Raw genomic sequence first — 15,779 nt, forward strand, 5'->3', positions numbered from 1 at the left:
GCCCCCATGTTGGGCGCGCCGCCGAAGCCGGCGATGCGCCCGAGCGTGGCGGTCGAGCTGTTGCCGTCGAGGTCGATCTGCAGGGTCGAGCCGATGAACAGATCACAGGCGTAGTGGCCCGCCGCCTGGCAGAAGGCCCGGTTGCTGCGCAGGCTGCCGTCGGGGCCGGTGAAGAAGACATCGGAGCGGGCCCGGATGTAGTCCTCCATGCCGAGCTCGGAGCCGAAGGAATGCACCGACTCGACCCAGCCGGCCTCGATCGCCGGGATCAGCGCCGGGTGCGGGTTCAGAGCCCAGTGCTTCGCGATCCGGCCCTTGAGGCCGAGCGATTCGGCGTAGGTTGGCAGCAGCAGTTCGATCGCCGCGGTGTCGAAGCCGATGCCGTGGTTCAGCCGCTCGACGCCGTACTCGGCGTAAATGCCCTTTATCGCCATCATCGCCATCAGAACCTGGATCTCGCTGATCTGCACCGGGTCGCGCGTGAACAGCGGCTCGATGAAATTGGGGCTCGGCGCTTGGACCACGAAGCTCACCCAGTCGGCCGGGATGTCGATGCGCGGCAGGGTCGTCGTCCGGCCGTCGACCAGCTCGTTGACCTGCGCGATCACGATGCCGCCCGAGAAGGCGGTGGCCTCGACGATGGCCGGCGTGTCCTCGGTGTTGGGCCCGGTGTAGAGGTTGCCCTCGGCATCGGCCGCCTGCGCCGCCACCAGCGCCACCTTCGGCGTCAGGTCGACGAAGTAGCGCGCGAACAGCTCCAGGTAGGTGTGGATGGCGCCGATCTCGATCCGCCCGGCCGACACCAGCATGGCGAGCCGCGCGCCCTGCGGCCCCGAGAAGCTGAAGTCGAGCCGCGCCGCGATGCCATTCTCGAAGATGTCGAGGTGCTCCGGCAGCGCCAGCACCGACTGCACCATGTGCAGGCCGTGAACGCGCCGCGGATCGAGCCGCACCAGCGCCTTCGCAAGGAAGTCGGCCTGCTTCTGGTTGTTGCCTTCGAGGCAGACGCGGTCGCCGGGTTCGAGCACCGCCTCGAGCAGGGTGCCGATGGCCTCGGTGGCGACGCGCTTGCCCGCGCGCTGCGCGCCGAGCGCTTCGGCCGCCCGTGCGAGCCGGGCCGCGCGGTTGTCGGCCTTGGTGTTCCAGTTCATTTGGTCCATGGATGTAGCCCTCACGCCATGATGGCCTTGACGGCGAAGAACAGCAGCGACGGCCCGAGCAGGCAGCCGAGGCCGGTGTGGAAGGTGGCCACCAGCGCACCGTAGGGGACCAGCTTGCGGTCGGTGGCGGCGAGGCCGGCCGAGACGCCGCTGACGGTACCCGCCAAGCCGCCGAACACCATCGCCGAGCGCGGCGTCTTCAAGGCCAAGAAGCGGGCCGCGATCGGCGTGCCGACCATCACGATGATGGCTTTGACGAGCCCGGTGGCGATGCTGAGCGCCATGACGTCGGGGCTGGCGCCGATCGCCGCACCGGTGACCGGGCCGACGATGTAGGTCACCGCACCGGCACCGATGGTCGTCATGCTCACCGCATCCGAATAGCCGAAGCTCCACGCGATGGCCGCGCCGACGATGAATGGCAGCACGGTCCCCAGCAGCAGCGCGACCACGCCGATCAGCCCGGCCTTGCGGGCCTCGGTGGCCTGCACCTCGAAGGCGGTGGCGACGATCGCGAAGTCGCGCAGCATGGCGCCCCCCATCAGGCCGATGCCGCCGAACAGCGACACATCGGCCAGGCCCTTGTGGCCGCCGGTCTGGGTGCCGCCCCAGTAGGCCAGCGCCAGGCCGATCACGATCGCGATGGCCGAGCCGTGGACGCGGCCGAAGGTCAACCGCTTCGAGATCTGTCCCGAGACCAGGACGATCAGGCCGACCACCGCGAAGGCTGCCACGAGGCCGTTCTGGGCCGCTGCTTTCTGCAGGATTTCGAGCATGGTGTTCACTCCGCTTCGGTCAGCAGGGGGTTGTCGTGCAGCAGCGGCGCGGGGACCGCGGCCTCCGCGGCCGGACGCTCCATCCGGTTGATCAGCGCGATCACGACCGCGCAGACCGCGACCGCGGCGACCGCCGACAGCAGGGCCACCGGGCCGCCGCGCAGCGCCGCGACCATGTCCTGCTGGGCTGCCATCGCGACCACGACCGGGATGTACATCGCGCCCCAGTATTCCACGCCGAGTTCGGTCAGCTTGGGCAGCTTGTCGTTCTTCTGCATGTAGAGCCGGGCGAAGATCAGCAGCAGCATCGCGATGCCGACGCCGCCGACGTTGGTATTGACCCCGAGTGCCTGCCCGAGCAGGTCGCCGATGAAGATTCCGAGCAGGTGGCAGATTGCCAGCAGCGCGGTGCCGAAGATGATCATGACTTGTCTCCTGGATCGGGCAGCGCGATGGCGCTGTTCCCTGGAGACAGAAGGTACCGGCTGGTGCCGGTCCGATCAATTAAGCGGCACTCGCGAAAAGCTCGCGGAGCGAAACGATCGGGGGTTAACCCTAGGCAAGATCGGCGCGCGCCATGCGGCATACCGCCAACAGGGCGAGCAGGTTGGGGTCGCGCTCGCGGGTGCGCAGGAAGCTCACGCCGATCTTCTGGCGCATGAGGTAGCGCGGCTGCAGGGGGATCAGTTGCACCCGCTGCGGCATCACGCCGCGCACGCGGCCCGGCAGCAGCGTGTAGCCGATGCCGCCGCTGACCAGGTTCATCAGCGAGAAGATGTCACCGGTCTCCATGACCACGTCGGGCGTGAAGCCGGCGATCCGAAAGGCTTCGCGAAAGCCGCCGTAGGTCACGAAGCCTTCGCTCAGGCTGACGAAACGCTCGCTGGCGCAGGCGCTCAGGTCGACCGCCTCGAGCTTGCCGTAGGGCGAGCCGGCCGGCGCGGCGAAGAAGATGTCGTCGTCGAAGAGGGGTTCGCTCTCCAAGTCGGGGGCGCCCTCGGGCATCCCGATCAACACCGCATCGACCGCGCCGTCGCGCAGCTTCTGCAGCAGGTCGGCGTTGGAGCCGAGCACCAGTTCGAGCTGCAGTTCGGGTTTGCGCACCTTCATGCCCATCACGATCGCGGGCACGGTGCGGCTGGTCAACGAATAGAGCGAGCCGATGCGGATCCGGTCAGCCGAGTAGCCGGCCACCTCGCGGGTCGAGCGGATGCCCTGGGACATGGTGCGCAGCACGTCGCGGGCGACCTCGGCCAGTGCCTGGGCGGCTTCGGTCGGATGGAGATTGCGGCCCTCGTGGCGAAACAACGCGCAGCGCATTCCGTTTTCGAGCGCGTGCAGGGCGCGATGCACGGTGACCGTGCTGGTGTCGAGCCGCTCGGCGGCACGCGCGAGATTGCCGGTCTCCATGAAGGCGAGCAGGATCTCGAGCCTGCGAAAGGTGATGTCGTCGTCGACGCGCTCGTCCATGGGCTGCCTGCGGGGCGGGGTGCGATGCGCGCTATCTTACGCAGGCATCGTCCGCACCGAGGCGGGGGTCAGGCCGGCGGCAGGCCGCCCCTCGGGGCGCAGCGACCCACACGAGGTGGGGGAGCGTGGGGGTCAGCCCCGCTCGTGGCGGTCGGCGGCGGCGAACAGGTCGTCGGCGAAGCTGCGGTCGGTGCGGGCGAAGGTCCAGGCCCATTCGCGGACCGCGTCGGCTTCGGCCTTGCGCGAAGACGGGGCTTCGGTGGCTGTCACCTTCCAGCCGGTCAGCAGGCGGATGCCGAAGGACAGGACATTGGACAGGGCTCGGGTAGCCGGCGATGAGCCGGGAGCATCGACGGAAAGACCGTTGGCAAGGATCGTGGACATGGGGTTCTCCGGTTGCCCCAACGCGAATTCGCTCAGGGTTAACCCTATTATAGGTGTTAACCCTAATCCTTGCCGCGCCTGGCTCCGGCCCCGTGAATCCGGCATCGTCGCTGCCGGCTTCATTCGGTACCATGGCGCGGGCCGCTCCGACCCGCCTTCCTTCGAGACCGGCACATGGCTGACACGAAATTCGATTCCGACTCGCTGCCCGGCGTCGTATCCAACGCCGCCTCGGACCTGTCGAACCTGCGGCCCAGCCTGGTCGAGAACGCCCTGACCCAGGCGCTGCCCTTGCCCGACATCATGTTCGGCGGCGCCGTGCTGGTCTTCGTGATCATGTTCCATGCCTTCTGGATCCGCATCATCACGAGTTCGTACCTCAAACAGACCCACGCGCAGCGCCTGCGCACGTCGCTGTGGCGCGCCGACCTGCTGTTCACAGTCACGGTGATGATGCTGCTGGCGCTGCACCTGGCCGAAGTGGTGGTCTGGTCAGCCGCGCTGAAGTTCGGCGCCATCGTGGGCGACTGGTCGAGTGCGGCCTACTTCGCGGCCAACTGCTACACCGCGCTGGGAGAGCCGTTCTCGCTGCCGCGCGCTTGGCGCATCGTGCCCCCGATCATCGGCATCTCGGGCATCTTCGCCTTCGCCTGGACCGCCAGCGTGCTGGTCAACTTCGTGGCGCGCTACAACGAGCTTCGGGCCGACATCCTGGGCCGTGCCCACGAAGGCAAGCCAGCCGACCGCGCGTCGCTACCGTAGCGGAGGCGGGGTTCGCGGTCGCCCGGGCCGATACCATCGGCTGCATGAGTCCCAAGCTCCCACGCATCTACCTGGCCGGCCCCGATGTCTTCTTTCCGGAGCGCGAAAGCATCTTCGCTGCGCTGAAGGTGCACTGCGATCGCCTGGGCCTGGCCGGTGTCGCGCCGACCGACGCACCACTGGCCCTGCCGCCGGCGGCGAACGACGACGAGCGGGCACAGGCCATCTACGTAGGCAACGCCGCGCTGATCCGCGAAGCCGACGGCGTTATAGCCAACCTGATGAGCTTCCGCGGCCAGGAGCCCGACTCCGGCACCGTGTTCGAAGTCGGATACGCCGTCGCGCTCGGCAAGCCGGTGGTCGGCTACGGCGTCCCGCAGGGAAGCTACGCGGATCGCGTGCAGGCCGCGATCCCGTGCCGGCGCGACGCTGCCGGCGTGGTCACCGAGTTGGCCGGCGGCACGGTGGTCGAAGGGCTCGGGCAAGCGCTGAATCTCATGCTTTCGTGTTCGATCGGGTTCGCACCCGACGCCGAGGCAGCGCTCGACAGTCTGGCGCAGCAGCTGCAACGCGGATGGCCGACGAGGCTCTGAGCAGCACGCCGGGGTTCAGGCAGCCTCCGGCCGCAGCCATCGCAGCGCGTGGCCGCGCAGCGCCTCGATCTGCTGCCCGATCAGGCTGAGTTCGGTGCGCACCAGCTGCGTCGCCGGGTCGCCCTCGCCGTCCGGCCCGGCCAGGCCGACCAGCCGCTGGACATCCGCCACCCGGCCCGTCATCGCCTCGAGCGCCTCCGCGGATGCCTGCTCGATGTTCGCCGCCAGGGCCTCCAGGGCCTCCGCGGCTCCGGCCGCCGCCGCGTGCAGCGCGGCCGCGTGCGCGGCGTTGCGCAAGGCCACGCGGTGCGCACCCAGCCGGTAGGCCAGGTCGTCGCGTGCGCCGGCATGGTACTGCCGGGCGATCCCGCGCAGATAGAGCGCCTGGTTGCGCACCGCCGCGGCCGCCAGTTCGTTGAAGCGCCGCGCCTGCCAGTGCGGCAGCACCAGCACCATCGCCAGCCCGGCGATCAGGCTGCCGATCGCGGTATCGACCAGCCGCGGCACGATCAGCACGCCGCCGTCGCCCACCTGGTTGAAGCACATCAGCACCAGCACCGTCATGCAGGCCGTGGCCAGCAGGTAGCGCGTGCTGCGCGTCGCGAAGAAAAGCACGCCGGCGACCACCGCCAGCAGCGCCTCGACCAGGTGCTGTGGAAACAGGTCGAGCAGCGCCCAGCCGATCACCACGCCGACCGCCGTGCCCGCCATGCGCTGGCCCATGCGCGACACGGTGTCGCCCCAGGTCTGCTGGCAGACGAAGAGCGTGGTCAGCAGAATCCAGTAGCCCTGGGCGGGATGGATCAGGCGCATCAAGCCATAGCCGGCCACCAGCGCGACGGCCAGTCGCAGCGCGTGGCGGAACAAGGGCGATTGCGGCGTGAGCTGGCGCCGGACCCGCTCGAGCGCATCGCGCCAGGAGCGCGGCGAACGATCGAACAGCCCCATGTCCGTGCGTCCGGCCCGGGCCGCCGGCTCGGTGGCGCCGGCCAGCTGGCCGTCGAGCTGCTCCAGGTTGCGCGCGAGCGCCTCGACCGATGCCAGCAGCGCCTGTCGCGCCGGTTCGGCGGCGTGCGAGCGCTCGTGCGCGATCGCGCTGCGCAGGTCGGCCAGCGCCTGCACCGTCGCGCCGTCGGCGGCGAAGGGCTCGCGCCGCTCGATCGACAGCCCGAGCCGTTCGCAGGCCTCCCCCTGCAGCCGCAGCACGCGCTGGCAACGGTACAGCAGGTCGCTGTGGAAGAAGGCGTCCGCCAACGCGTTGTAGTCGTTATGGGACGAGCTCGCGCGCTCGTGCACATCCTGCGCGATCAAGTAGAGGCCGCGGTAGCGCGCGATCCGCCCGGTCGGCGCGCGGGCACCGATGCGCCTGAAGATGCTCTCCTTGGCGGCATTGAGTTCGGCCACCACGTCCGCATTGAGCTGCGACAGCGACAGCCGCTTGCGCTCGATGTCGATGCCGCGCAGCGGCTCGAACAGCGAAGCCTTGAAACGCACATAGTGGCCCAGCACCACATACAACCGGGCCAGGCGCGCCTGCACCGGCTGGGCCGGAAAGGCCACGCACCAGGCCACCGAGAAGACACCGTACCAGGCGGCGCCGGCGAGCAGCAGCAGCAGCTCCAGGCGGCGTTCGGCCGGACCCGCGAGCGGGTGGTTGCCGATGCCGAGCGTGGCGTACATCGCGAGGATCAGCGTCGCGTAGCCGATCGCCTTGTAGCGCGCCTCGACCGCCCCGAGCATCGTCAGCCAGAACGCCGCGAGCGCGAGGCCGGTGATGAACAGGACGGGCATGTCGATCAAAGCCGACACCGCGAAGGCAGCCCCCGCGAAGCAGGCCAGCGTGACCATCTGGGTGCGGTAGCGCCCCCRCCCGCTGTCGTCGGTTTCGGCCAGCGCACTCGCGATCGCTCCGAGGAACAGCGGAGTCACGGCCTCCATCCGCCCAACGGCGCCGCACGCCGCCATCAGGCTGCTGAGGGTCAGCAACACCCGCAGCGCCTGGGCCTGGCCCGAGCCCCACCTGCGCAGCCGTTGTGGAAATGGTTCGATCACGAAAGGGAGCATGCCATCGCTTCGCAGGATGCGTGCCACGCCCCCCCTGCCGCCGGCGCGGCGGCCGCGGAGCGCGCGGTGTCCCACGCGTTGGCGCCCGCGTAGAACCGCGAATTGTCCTCGTCATGGCGCGGTCGGCGCGCAGCAATGCTGCTTCCAGCTGGTCCCCCGAAGCGCAGGTCGCGACGCCGATCGCGAGGCTGATGACGTGCCCGCTCTGCCCGGCGTGGAACTGTTTGTTGAGGTCGAGCAGCGACAGGATGCGCTCGCGCGGCCTTCTTGCGCGCCGTGATGTCGACCAGCGACACCAGCACCAGGTCCCAGGGCTGCAGGTGCTGCAGGTGCTGCAGCACGGTGAACTGAATGTGGATGTTGATCAGGTCGCCGCTCAGCGAGTAGTTGACGACCTCGCGCTGCTGCGAGGTCTTGTTGTCCCAGAGGTCGCGCAGCTGCTCGGCGAAGGAATCCTGCATCTCGCCACGAAACACCTTGTTGATGTTGCGCAGCAGGTCGGGCGTGTCGGCGGCGCCGAACATCCGCAGCGTCTCGCGGTTGACGTCGATCACGCGGATTTCCTGCATGCAGCGGGTGACGAATTCGGGATGCACCTTGATGAAGGTCGTGAAATCGGTGATGCCGCGCTGCCGGATCTCGTCGAGCAGCTGCTTGACGGCGCTGAAATCCTCGACCCACAGCGAGACCGGCGAATGGCCGAAGGGGTCGCGCGCATAGCGCTCGGCTTCCGTGCGCTCGCGATAGGTGTGACGCGGGCCGTGATGTCTTCCAGCGACACCAGCACGCGGTCCCAGCGCGATTCGTGGCCCGGCAGGTTCCGCCCAGCGAGGCCAACAGGGCTTCGTGGCGCGGTGCCCCGAACGGGCTCAGCGTGTGCTGGGTTGACGCGCAGGACCTTGTAGCGCCCCATGCAGTCGCGGACCCGGGCCGGATCCGCGGCGAGGTGCGCGGCCAGGTCGGTGACGCCAGCCGCCCGCCATTCATCGACCAGGTCCTTGAGCCCGCTGTAGTCCTCGAGCCACAAGGAGCGACCGCCTATTGTCCATGCAGTGCATCAGGAATCGAGGCGTGAAGCTCAGGGCAGCGAAGGCTTGGCGAGCGATTCGAGGGCGGCAGGCATGGCATCGTCCGAGACGTCGAGCACCTGCTCCCCGCCGGCCGAGTCCTCGACGTGGAGGCGATAGCCGAATCGATCCGCACCGGGCGCCGGGCCGGCAGGCGCGCCGCGGGCAGCGGCCGGCTGCCCCTTCGACGCCGCCGCCCTGATCAACTGTCCCAACGCCTGCTTCTGCGCCGCGCTGAGCGCCGCATAGTCATGCCTGGCGTTCACGGCCAGCCCGGCCAGGCCGCCACGGCGCTCGATGCGCACGCTGCGCACCGTGGTCCGGGCCGGATCCTCAGGCTGCGTCATGGCTCGGAAGCGCGACGCCGACCTCGCTCCAGGCGCTCCGGCACTGGGTCTCCAGCGCCGCGCCGCCGAACTTCTGCGCCGAGGCGAGGGTCAGCGCGGCGAACTCGCTGAAGGTCGCGTCGCTGCGCAGCGCACGGTTGATGCAGGTGTCGTACCAGACCTTGATGGCATTGCCCCATGCCTGGCCGCCTGCCGCGCGCGCGAAAGTGGCGAATGCCTTGTTCGGGCACGCCGCTGTTCTCGTGCACGTCCGCGGTGGGATCGAGCTGGCTGTAGAGCTCGGGCTGCGGCGACAGGCAATGCGCGGCGGAGGGCTGGGCCATGTCGCGCAGGCAGGTGAAGCCCTTGGCCTCTGCGGGGGGCGCCACGATGCCAGCGCCGACCAGCCAGCCGCGCGCCTCGGTCACGGGCCAGTTGTTGAGCCACTGGTTGAACACGGCGCCGAAGACATCGCTGATGCTCTCGTTCAGCGCGCCCGACTCGCCCTCGTAGCGCAGCGCGCTGAGGTTCTGCGTCACGCCATGGGTCAGCTCATGCCCGATCACGTCCGCCGACAGGTACATCTCGCCGAACAGCTTGCCGTCGCCGTCCCCATACACCATCTGCGAGCCGTTCCAGAAGGCGTTGTCGTAGTTCTTGGAGTAGTGAAGGCTGGACACCAGGTCGAAGCCCTTGTTGTCGACCGAATTGCGGCCGAGCACGGTCTTGTAGAACTCCACCACCTTGGCGGTGGTGTCGAACACGGTCTTGAAGCCGCCGCTCGGCGTCGGCACCGCCTTGCCTGGAAGACCCTTGCGATGCATGCAGTCGAACAGGTGCTGGGCCGGAACATGGACCGCGGCGCCGGCCAGGAAGCGCTCGGGATCGCGCAGGGTGGCAATGCGATGTGCTTCACGCAGGCCGCGCAGCCGTTCGGTCTCCACATAGGTGTCCTGCAGCGTCTTGCGGGTTGCGGCGTCGATCGCCGGGTCGCGCGAATATTTTTTCAGCACGCCGGGTGGGACGATGAAGCAGCACATCGGTTGAAAGCGCATCGCCGGCCCTTCGGATCGCCGGCCGGAGACAGGGGGAAATGACATGGCGTTCTCCTTGGAAGGCCCCGGGCCCCGGCTTCAGGAATGGCGCCCGGCCGGCCCGAGGAGCGAATTAGAAGCCTGCCATCCTGCAGATTGCGACCACCCCCCGAGGGAGCCACGACGCCGACACGGTCAGTGTCAGGTCAGCGTCTCTGGTGTTGGCGCCAGCACTACCCGCGCGTCTTCCCCGACACAAGCCGCATCCCTGGCATCAGCTCGGCCGCGAGTTCGGGCCGCTCGAGCGCGTACTCGAGGTTCATGCGCGCGATCTCGACGTGCTCCTCGCCCAGCGCCTGGGCACGCGAACCCTGGCCGCGCTCGATGGCCTGCACCATCGCGTGGTGCGTGCGGTGGGCCTGCTTCATCCACTGGTGCCCTTCTTCCATCGACGACTGCATCGGCAGCATCGCGCTCGGCGACGCGAAGGGCTGGCCGTCGAGCATGTCCATCACGCGCTGCAGCGCGACGTTGCCGCAGCCCTGCATGATCAGCTTGTGGAAGCGGTCGTTCATCTCGACATAGGCCGTGTAGTCGTCGAGGTCCATCTCGGCCTTGTTGACCGCCTTGTCGCCGTCGTCGAGGCACTCGTGCAGCTCGCGCAGCAGCTGTCGCGAGGCACCGTCCTCCGCCAGCAGGCGCGCGGCGAAGCCCTCGATCACGCCGCGCACGCGGATCGCGTCGGCAATCTCCTGCGAAGTGAAGCGGCGCATCTGATAGCCGCCGCTCGGCGACTGTTCGATCAGGCCCTCGTGCTCCAGGCTGGTCAGCGCCAGCCGCACCGGCGTGCGCGAGGCGCCGAGCTTTTCCGCCAGCGGGATCTCGGCCAGCCGCTCGCCGGGCACGAATTCGCCCTTGAGGATCAAGTCGCGGAGTTGAACCAGCACGCGGGATTGTTGGGAGTCCATCTGGGGTCGGCGAAGCGAAGGAATGACTCGATTCTAAGGAGAACGAACGCCGCTGCACACATGAAACTGGCATTGGTCCAATTATTGCATGCATCAAGAACACAGTGCATTCATCGCTGTCCGATGCACCTCAAAGATGCATCGAATATTAGGTGTTAACCCTTATCTTAAGGCCTCTGAAGGCCGAAATGAGTCAAACATTATTGACCTCGAACAGGATCAGCTTCGATAATGTATGCAATTGCATGCAGTAATGCTTCCCACCAATCAACCTTCGATGGAGCACCTCCCATGATCAGCGCTGAACAAAATGATTTCATGACCCGGATCGGCCGGGGCACCCCCGCCGGAACGCTGCTGCGCCGCTACTGGCAACCCGTGGCCCTGGCCGATGAACTCGCCGGCCCGCGCCCGCTCAGGCCGGTGCAGCTGATGGGCCAGCACTTCGTGCTGTTCCGCGACGACAAGGGCCAGCTCGGCATGCTCGACCGCGATTGCCCGCACCGCGGCGCCGACCTGGCATTCGGACGTCTCGAGGACGGCGGCATCCGCTGTGCCTTCCATGGCTGGCTGTTCGACGCCAAGGGCAACTGCCTCGAGACCCCGGCCGAGCCCGTGGGCAGCAAGCTCTGCAGCCGCATCCGGCAATCGGCCTATCCGGTGGTCGAGCGCGCCGGCACCGTGTTCGCCTACATCGGCGAAGGCGAGCCGCCGGCCTTCCCCAAGTTCGATTGCTTCGTCGCCCCCGACTCGCACACCTTCGCCTTCAAGGGCCTGTTCGAGTGCAACTGGCTGCAGGCGCTCGAGGTCGGCATCGACCCCGCGCATGCCTCCTACCTGCACCGCTTTTTCGAGGACGCCGACACCTCGGAAAGCTACGGCAAGCAGTTCCGCGGCGCCTCGGCCGACTCGGACWTGCCGATCACCAAGGTGCTGCGCGAATACGACCGCCCGGACATCAGCGTCGAGCCGACCGACTACGGCATGCGCCTGACCGCGCTGCGCAAGCTCTCGGAGACGCAGACCCACGTGCGGGTGACCAACGTGGTGTTCCCGCAGGCCTTCGTGATCCCCATGAGCGCCGAGATGACGATCTCGCAATGGCACGTGCCAGTCGACGACACGCACTGCTACTGGTATGCGATCTTCACCAGCTTCACCGGCCCGGTCGACAAGCAGCAGATGCGCGACCAGCGGCTCGAGCTCTACGAGCTGCCCGACTACACCTCGCGCAAGAACAAGCGCAACAACTACGGCTTCAATGTCGAGGAGCAGCTGACCGAGACCTACACCGGCATGGGCGACGACATCAACGTGCACGACCAGTGGGCGATCGAATCGCAGGGGCCGATCCAGGACCGCAYGCGCGAACACCTGGGCAGCACCGACAAGGGCATCATCACCTACCGCCGCATGCTGGTGAAGGCCATCGAGAGCACGCAGGCCGGCGAGAGTGCGCCGATGCTGATCGATGCCACGCAGGCCAGCGCACTCACCGGACCGCCGTCGATCGACGGCATCGGCGAAGCCGGCAACACCGACGGCTACTGGCAGAGCGCCGACCGTGAGCGGCGCCTCAAGTCGGACTGGGCCTCGGCCCGCCTGTCTGCTGCCTGAAGACGGCCACGCCATGAGCTCCTTTGTAGACCGCCACGGCCTCTGGTCCGACGATCAGCTGAAGCAGGCCCAGGAACTGGTGCGCCGCATCGATGCCGGCGAAGTCGACGTCGTGCGCTTCGCCTGGCCCGACCAGCACGGCCTGTTGCGCGGCAAGACCCTGGTAGCCAGCGAGGCGCGCGCCGCGCTGTGGGACGGCGTCAACCTCACCTCCACCCTGCTGGCCAAGGACACCTCGCACAAGACCGTGTTCCCGGTGTTCGCGGCCKGCGGCGGCTTCGCCATCGAGGGCTTCCAGGGCGGCGCCGATTTCACGGTCGTGGCCGACCCCTCGACCTTCAAGGTGCTGCCGTGGGCGCCGCGCTCGGGCTGGGTCCTGTGCGACGCCTACATGGCCGACGGCAAGCCCTGCCCCTACGCCACGCGGCAGATCCTGCAGCGCGCCGTGCAGCAGCTCGGCGAGCTGGGGCTCGACTTCATCGCCGGCCTCGAGGTCGAGTTCCATGTCTTCAAGCTCGAGGACCCGCGCCTGGGCCTGGCCGATTCGGGCCAGCCCGGCGAGCCGCCGCGCGTGTCGCTGCTGTCGCACGGCCACCAATACCTGACCGAGCTGCGCTACGACCGCGTCGATGCCGTGATGGAGCTGCTGCGCTCGCAGCTGATCGCGCTCGGCCTGCCGCTGCGCTCGCTCGAGATCGAGTTCGGGCCGAGCCAGTTCGAGCTGACCTTCGGCCCCACGGCCGGCGTGCTGCCGGCCGACACCATGGTTCTGCTGCGCAGCGCGATCAAGCAGATCTGCCAGCGGGCCGGCTACCACGCGACATTCATGTGCCGGCCGCGCATCCCGAACGTGATGTCGAGCGGCTGGCACCTGCACCAGTCGCTGCGCCGCAAGAGCGATGGCGTCAACGCCTTCATGCCCGCCGAGCCCGGCCAGGACCTGAGCGAGATCGGCCTGCACTACCTCGGCGGACTGAAGGAACATGCCTGCGGTTCAGCCGCGCTGGCCAGCCCGACGATCAACGGCTATCGACGCTACCGCCCTTTCTCGCTGGCACCGGACCGCGCGATCTGGGCCCGCGACAACCGCGGCGCGATGCTGCGCGTGCTGGGCGGCGCCGGCCAGAGCGCGACCCGGATCGAGAACCGGGTCGGCGAGCCGACCGCCAATCCCTACCTCTATCTGGCGTCGCAGCTGTTTTCAGGCCTCGACGGCATGCGCAACAAGACGGATCCGGGTCCGTCCGCCGACGCGCCCTACGAGACACCGGCCGAGCAGTTGCCGCGTTCGCTTGGCGAAGCGCTGGCATGCCTGCGCAACGACGAGATGCTCAACGCCCAGATGGGCAAGACCTTCGTCGACTACCTCTGCCACATCAAGGAAGCGGAAATCGCCCGCTTCAACCTCGAAGTCAGCGAGTGGGAACACCGCGAGTACTTCGACATGTACTAAGGAGACCGTCATGCCCCTGATCCATTACATCCTCAAAGACGGCAGCAATCGCAGCGTCGAAGCCAAGATCGGCTCAAGCGTGATGGAGAACGCCATTCGCGGCAATGTCCGCGGCATCGATGCGGAGTGCGGCGGGTCCTGCTCCTGCGCGACATGCCACGTCTATGTGGACGAGGCGTTTTTCGATCGTCTTCCGCCAGTGGACGAGATCGAGAACGAGTTGCTGGACGGCGTCGCATCCGAGCGTCTCGCTACCAGCCGCCTGAGCTGCCAGCTCTCGATGACCGCCGAGCTGGACGGCATGACCGTGCGCGTTCCGGAAACGCAAAGCTGATGTCCACCGCCCCTCCCCTCGTGATCGTTGGCGCCTCGTACGCCGGCGTCCAGATCGCCGCCACCGCACGCGAACTCGGTTTCGCGGAGCGCATCATGATCGTCGGTGACGAAGCGCATGCGCCCTACCAGCGTCCGCCGCTATCGAAGGGCCTGTTGACCGGAAAGACCGGCGTCGACCAGCTCGCGCTGCGCGGCCCGGACTTCTTTACACAGAATGACATCGAGGTCCTGCTGGGTCGCCGCGTGGAGGCAATGGACGCCGGAGCGCGCACCGTGACGCTCGACGATGGCGCGAAGCTCGACTACAGCTGGCTGGCGTTGGCCACCGGTGCACGCTGCAGGCCGATATCGCTTCCAGGCTCGGAACTAGAAGGCGTCTTCAACCTGCGCACTCTCGATGACGCGCTGCGCATCGCCGATGCCGCGGAGCGCACCCAATGCGCCTGCGTAATAGGCGGCGGCTTTATTGGCCTCGAAGTGGCATCGGGGCTGCGCTCGCGGGGCGTGGCGGTCACTGTGGTCGAGGCGCAACCCCATCTTCTGACCCGCGCCCTCCCACCCGCGATGTCGGCCTACGTGGAAAACGCGCACCGGAGCCGCGGCGTCAATCTCCTCACCGGGCGTGGCGTGCGCGCGCTGCATGGAAGCCAGGGGCGCGTGGCTGCGGTCGAGCTGGACGACGGCACGCGCATCGACTGCGACCTGGTGGTGCTCGGCATCGGCGTGCTGCCAAATGCCGAACTGGCGCAGCAGGCCGGCATCGCGATCAACAACGGCATCCTGGTCGACATGCTCGGCCGCACGTCGGCGCCGCGCGTGCTGGCCGCAGGGGACGTCGCCAACATGGCGCTGCCGCCGGCGCACGGCGCGCCGGCGCGCATGCGGCTTGAATCGATCCAGTCGGCCAACGAGGGCGCCAGGGCGCTGGCCTCGCTGATCGTCGGGCGCGACCAGCCCTGCACGGCCGTACCCTGGTTCTGGAGCGACCAATTCGAGCTCAAGTTCCAGATGGCCGGCCTGGCCGCGCCGGGCGACGAGGTCGTGCTGCGCGGCGACATGGCCAGCGACCGCTTCAGCGTGTTCTACCTGAGACACGACACGCTCGTGGCCGCGCACTCGGTCAACAAGCCGGCCGAGCACATGCAGAGCCGAAAGCTGATCGGCGCCCGTGCCCGCTTCAGCGCCAGCCAGCTCGCCGACGAATCCTTCGACCTCAAGTCGGCCCCCTGATCACCCCTTGCCTGCCGGTTCGCCGGTTTCACTGAACGGAGCTTCCACGATGACGATGAACAAGAGAAAGGCGCTTGGCGCCCTGACGCTGGCCTGCCTCGGCGCCTTCGGTGCCATGACCGGCGCGCACGCGGCCGACGAGCCGCTGCGGATCGGCATGATCGCGACCTATTCGGGCCCCTACGCCGACTACGGGCGCCAGTTCGACGCCGGCGTCGCGCTGTACCTCAAGGAGCACGGCGGCAAGATMGCCGCCCGCCCGGTCGAGATCATCAAGAAGGACACCGCGGGCCCGGCGCCCGATGCCGCCAAGCGCATCGCGCAGGAACTGGTGGTGCGCGACAAGGTCAGCGTCATCACCGGCCTGGACTTCAGCCCCAACGCCTACGCCGTCGCGGCGATCGCCACCCAGGCCAAGGTCCCGACCCTCGTGATGAACGCGGCCTCCTCCGCCATCACGAGCGCCTCGTCCTACGTGACGCGGCTGTCCTTCACGGTGCAGCAGGTCACCGACCCGATGGCGCGCTGGATGGCCAGGC

Annotated in this window: 17 protein-coding genes and 1 pseudogene; 7 read left to right on the plus strand and 11 right to left on the minus strand. The window is 68.1% G+C overall.

Features of this window, described 5'->3' with window-relative positions; all coding sequences use genetic code 11:
* The 5 genes from AC1DY5_RS16060 to AC1DY5_RS16080 all read right to left on the minus strand — a co-directional run.
* On the minus strand, positions 1–1,160 hold a 1,160-nt coding region (locus AC1DY5_RS16060), incomplete at its 3' end, for a malonate decarboxylase subunit alpha (protein WP_478112864.1).
* An 11-nt stretch (positions 1,161–1,171) separates the two neighbouring features.
* A complete protein-coding gene (gene madM / locus AC1DY5_RS16065) occupies positions 1,172–1,936 on the minus strand; it encodes a malonate transporter subunit MadM (RefSeq protein ID WP_478112866.1) in 765 nt (254 codons plus the stop codon).
* 5 nt (positions 1,937–1,941) lie between these two features.
* The gene (gene madL, locus AC1DY5_RS16070) at positions 1,942–2,361 is read right to left on the minus strand and encodes a malonate transporter subunit MadL (protein ID WP_478112868.1); all 420 of its coding nucleotides are present in this window, start codon (positions 2,359–2,361) and stop codon (positions 1,942–1,944) included.
* 130 nt (positions 2,362–2,491) lie between these two features.
* Positions 2,492–3,406, minus strand: coding sequence for a LysR family transcriptional regulator (locus tag AC1DY5_RS16075; RefSeq protein ID WP_478112870.1), 915 nt, complete (start codon positions 3,404–3,406; stop codon positions 2,492–2,494).
* 132 nt (positions 3,407–3,538) lie between these two features.
* A complete protein-coding gene (locus tag AC1DY5_RS16080; protein WP_478112872.1) occupies positions 3,539–3,790 on the minus strand; it encodes a hypothetical protein in 252 nt (83 codons plus the stop codon).
* Positions 3,791–3,964: 174 nt separating this feature from the next.
* On the opposite strand from AC1DY5_RS16080, the gene AC1DY5_RS16085 reads away from it, so the two are divergent.
* The gene (locus AC1DY5_RS16085) at positions 3,965–4,552 is read left to right on the plus strand and encodes a hypothetical protein (RefSeq protein ID WP_478112874.1); all 588 of its coding nucleotides are present in this window, start codon (positions 3,965–3,967) and stop codon (positions 4,550–4,552) included.
* A gap of 44 nt (positions 4,553–4,596) precedes the next feature.
* A complete protein-coding gene (locus tag AC1DY5_RS16090) occupies positions 4,597–5,145 on the plus strand; it encodes a nucleoside 2-deoxyribosyltransferase (RefSeq protein WP_478112876.1) in 549 nt (182 codons plus the stop codon).
* Positions 5,146–5,160: 15 nt separating this feature from the next.
* Here the strand turns inward: AC1DY5_RS16090 and yccS are convergent, their stop codons facing one another.
* The 6 genes and pseudogenes from yccS to AC1DY5_RS16120 form a co-directional block, all read right to left on the minus strand.
* Complete coding sequence (gene yccS / locus AC1DY5_RS16095; protein ID WP_478112878.1) at positions 5,161–7,209, minus strand: YccS family putative transporter; 2,049 nt, start codon at positions 7,207–7,209, stop codon at positions 5,161–5,163.
* On the minus strand, positions 7,194–7,805 hold the full coding sequence (locus AC1DY5_RS16100; protein WP_478112879.1) for a hypothetical protein: 612 nt from the start codon (positions 7,803–7,805) through the stop codon (positions 7,194–7,196). The genes yccS and AC1DY5_RS16100 overlap by 16 nt, the downstream gene beginning before the upstream one ends.
* A 482-nt stretch (positions 7,806–8,287) precedes the next feature.
* A complete protein-coding gene (locus AC1DY5_RS16105; RefSeq protein WP_478112880.1) occupies positions 8,288–8,623 on the minus strand; it encodes a protealysin inhibitor emfourin in 336 nt (111 codons plus the stop codon).
* The gene (locus AC1DY5_RS16110; RefSeq protein ID WP_478112893.1) at positions 8,610–8,924 is read right to left on the minus strand and encodes a M4 family metallopeptidase; all 315 of its coding nucleotides are present in this window, start codon (positions 8,922–8,924) and stop codon (positions 8,610–8,612) included. The genes AC1DY5_RS16105 and AC1DY5_RS16110 overlap by 14 nt, the downstream gene beginning before the upstream one ends.
* Positions 8,857–9,702 (minus strand): annotated as a pseudogene (locus AC1DY5_RS16115) (M4 family metallopeptidase); the annotation flags it as partial. The gene AC1DY5_RS16110 and the pseudogene AC1DY5_RS16115, both read right to left, overlap by 68 nt.
* Before the next feature lie 167 nt (positions 9,703–9,869).
* Positions 9,870–10,604 carry a GntR family transcriptional regulator gene (locus AC1DY5_RS16120; RefSeq protein WP_478112882.1) on the minus strand — a complete coding sequence of 245 codons (735 nt, stop codon included), beginning with the start codon at positions 10,602–10,604 and terminating at the stop codon, positions 9,870–9,872.
* A 291-nt stretch (positions 10,605–10,895) separates the two neighbouring features.
* Here AC1DY5_RS16120 and AC1DY5_RS16125 point away from each other — a divergent pair, with 291 nt between their 5' ends.
* The 5 genes from AC1DY5_RS16125 to AC1DY5_RS16145 all read left to right on the plus strand — a co-directional run.
* Positions 10,896–12,221: an aromatic ring-hydroxylating dioxygenase subunit alpha gene (locus AC1DY5_RS16125; RefSeq protein ID WP_478112883.1), complete on the plus strand. Its 1,326-nt coding sequence runs from the start codon at positions 10,896–10,898 to the stop codon at positions 12,219–12,221.
* Between the two features lie 13 nt (positions 12,222–12,234).
* Entirely contained in the window at positions 12,235–13,674 is a 1,440-nt protein-coding gene (locus tag AC1DY5_RS16130; protein WP_478112885.1) for a glutamine synthetase family protein, read from the plus strand.
* A gap of 10 nt (positions 13,675–13,684) precedes the next feature.
* A complete protein-coding gene (locus AC1DY5_RS16135) occupies positions 13,685–14,008 on the plus strand; it encodes a 2Fe-2S iron-sulfur cluster-binding protein (protein ID WP_478112887.1) in 324 nt (107 codons plus the stop codon).
* Complete coding sequence (locus AC1DY5_RS16140; RefSeq protein WP_478112889.1) at positions 14,008–15,240, plus strand: NAD(P)/FAD-dependent oxidoreductase; 1,233 nt, start codon at positions 14,008–14,010, stop codon at positions 15,238–15,240. Before AC1DY5_RS16135 ends, AC1DY5_RS16140 begins: the two co-directional genes overlap by 1 nt.
* A gap of 49 nt (positions 15,241–15,289) precedes the next feature.
* On the plus strand, positions 15,290–15,779 hold a 490-nt coding region (locus AC1DY5_RS16145; RefSeq protein WP_478112891.1), incomplete at its 3' end, for an ABC transporter substrate-binding protein.

It is taken from the genome of Variovorax sp. P4_D9, assembly GCF_056401695.1.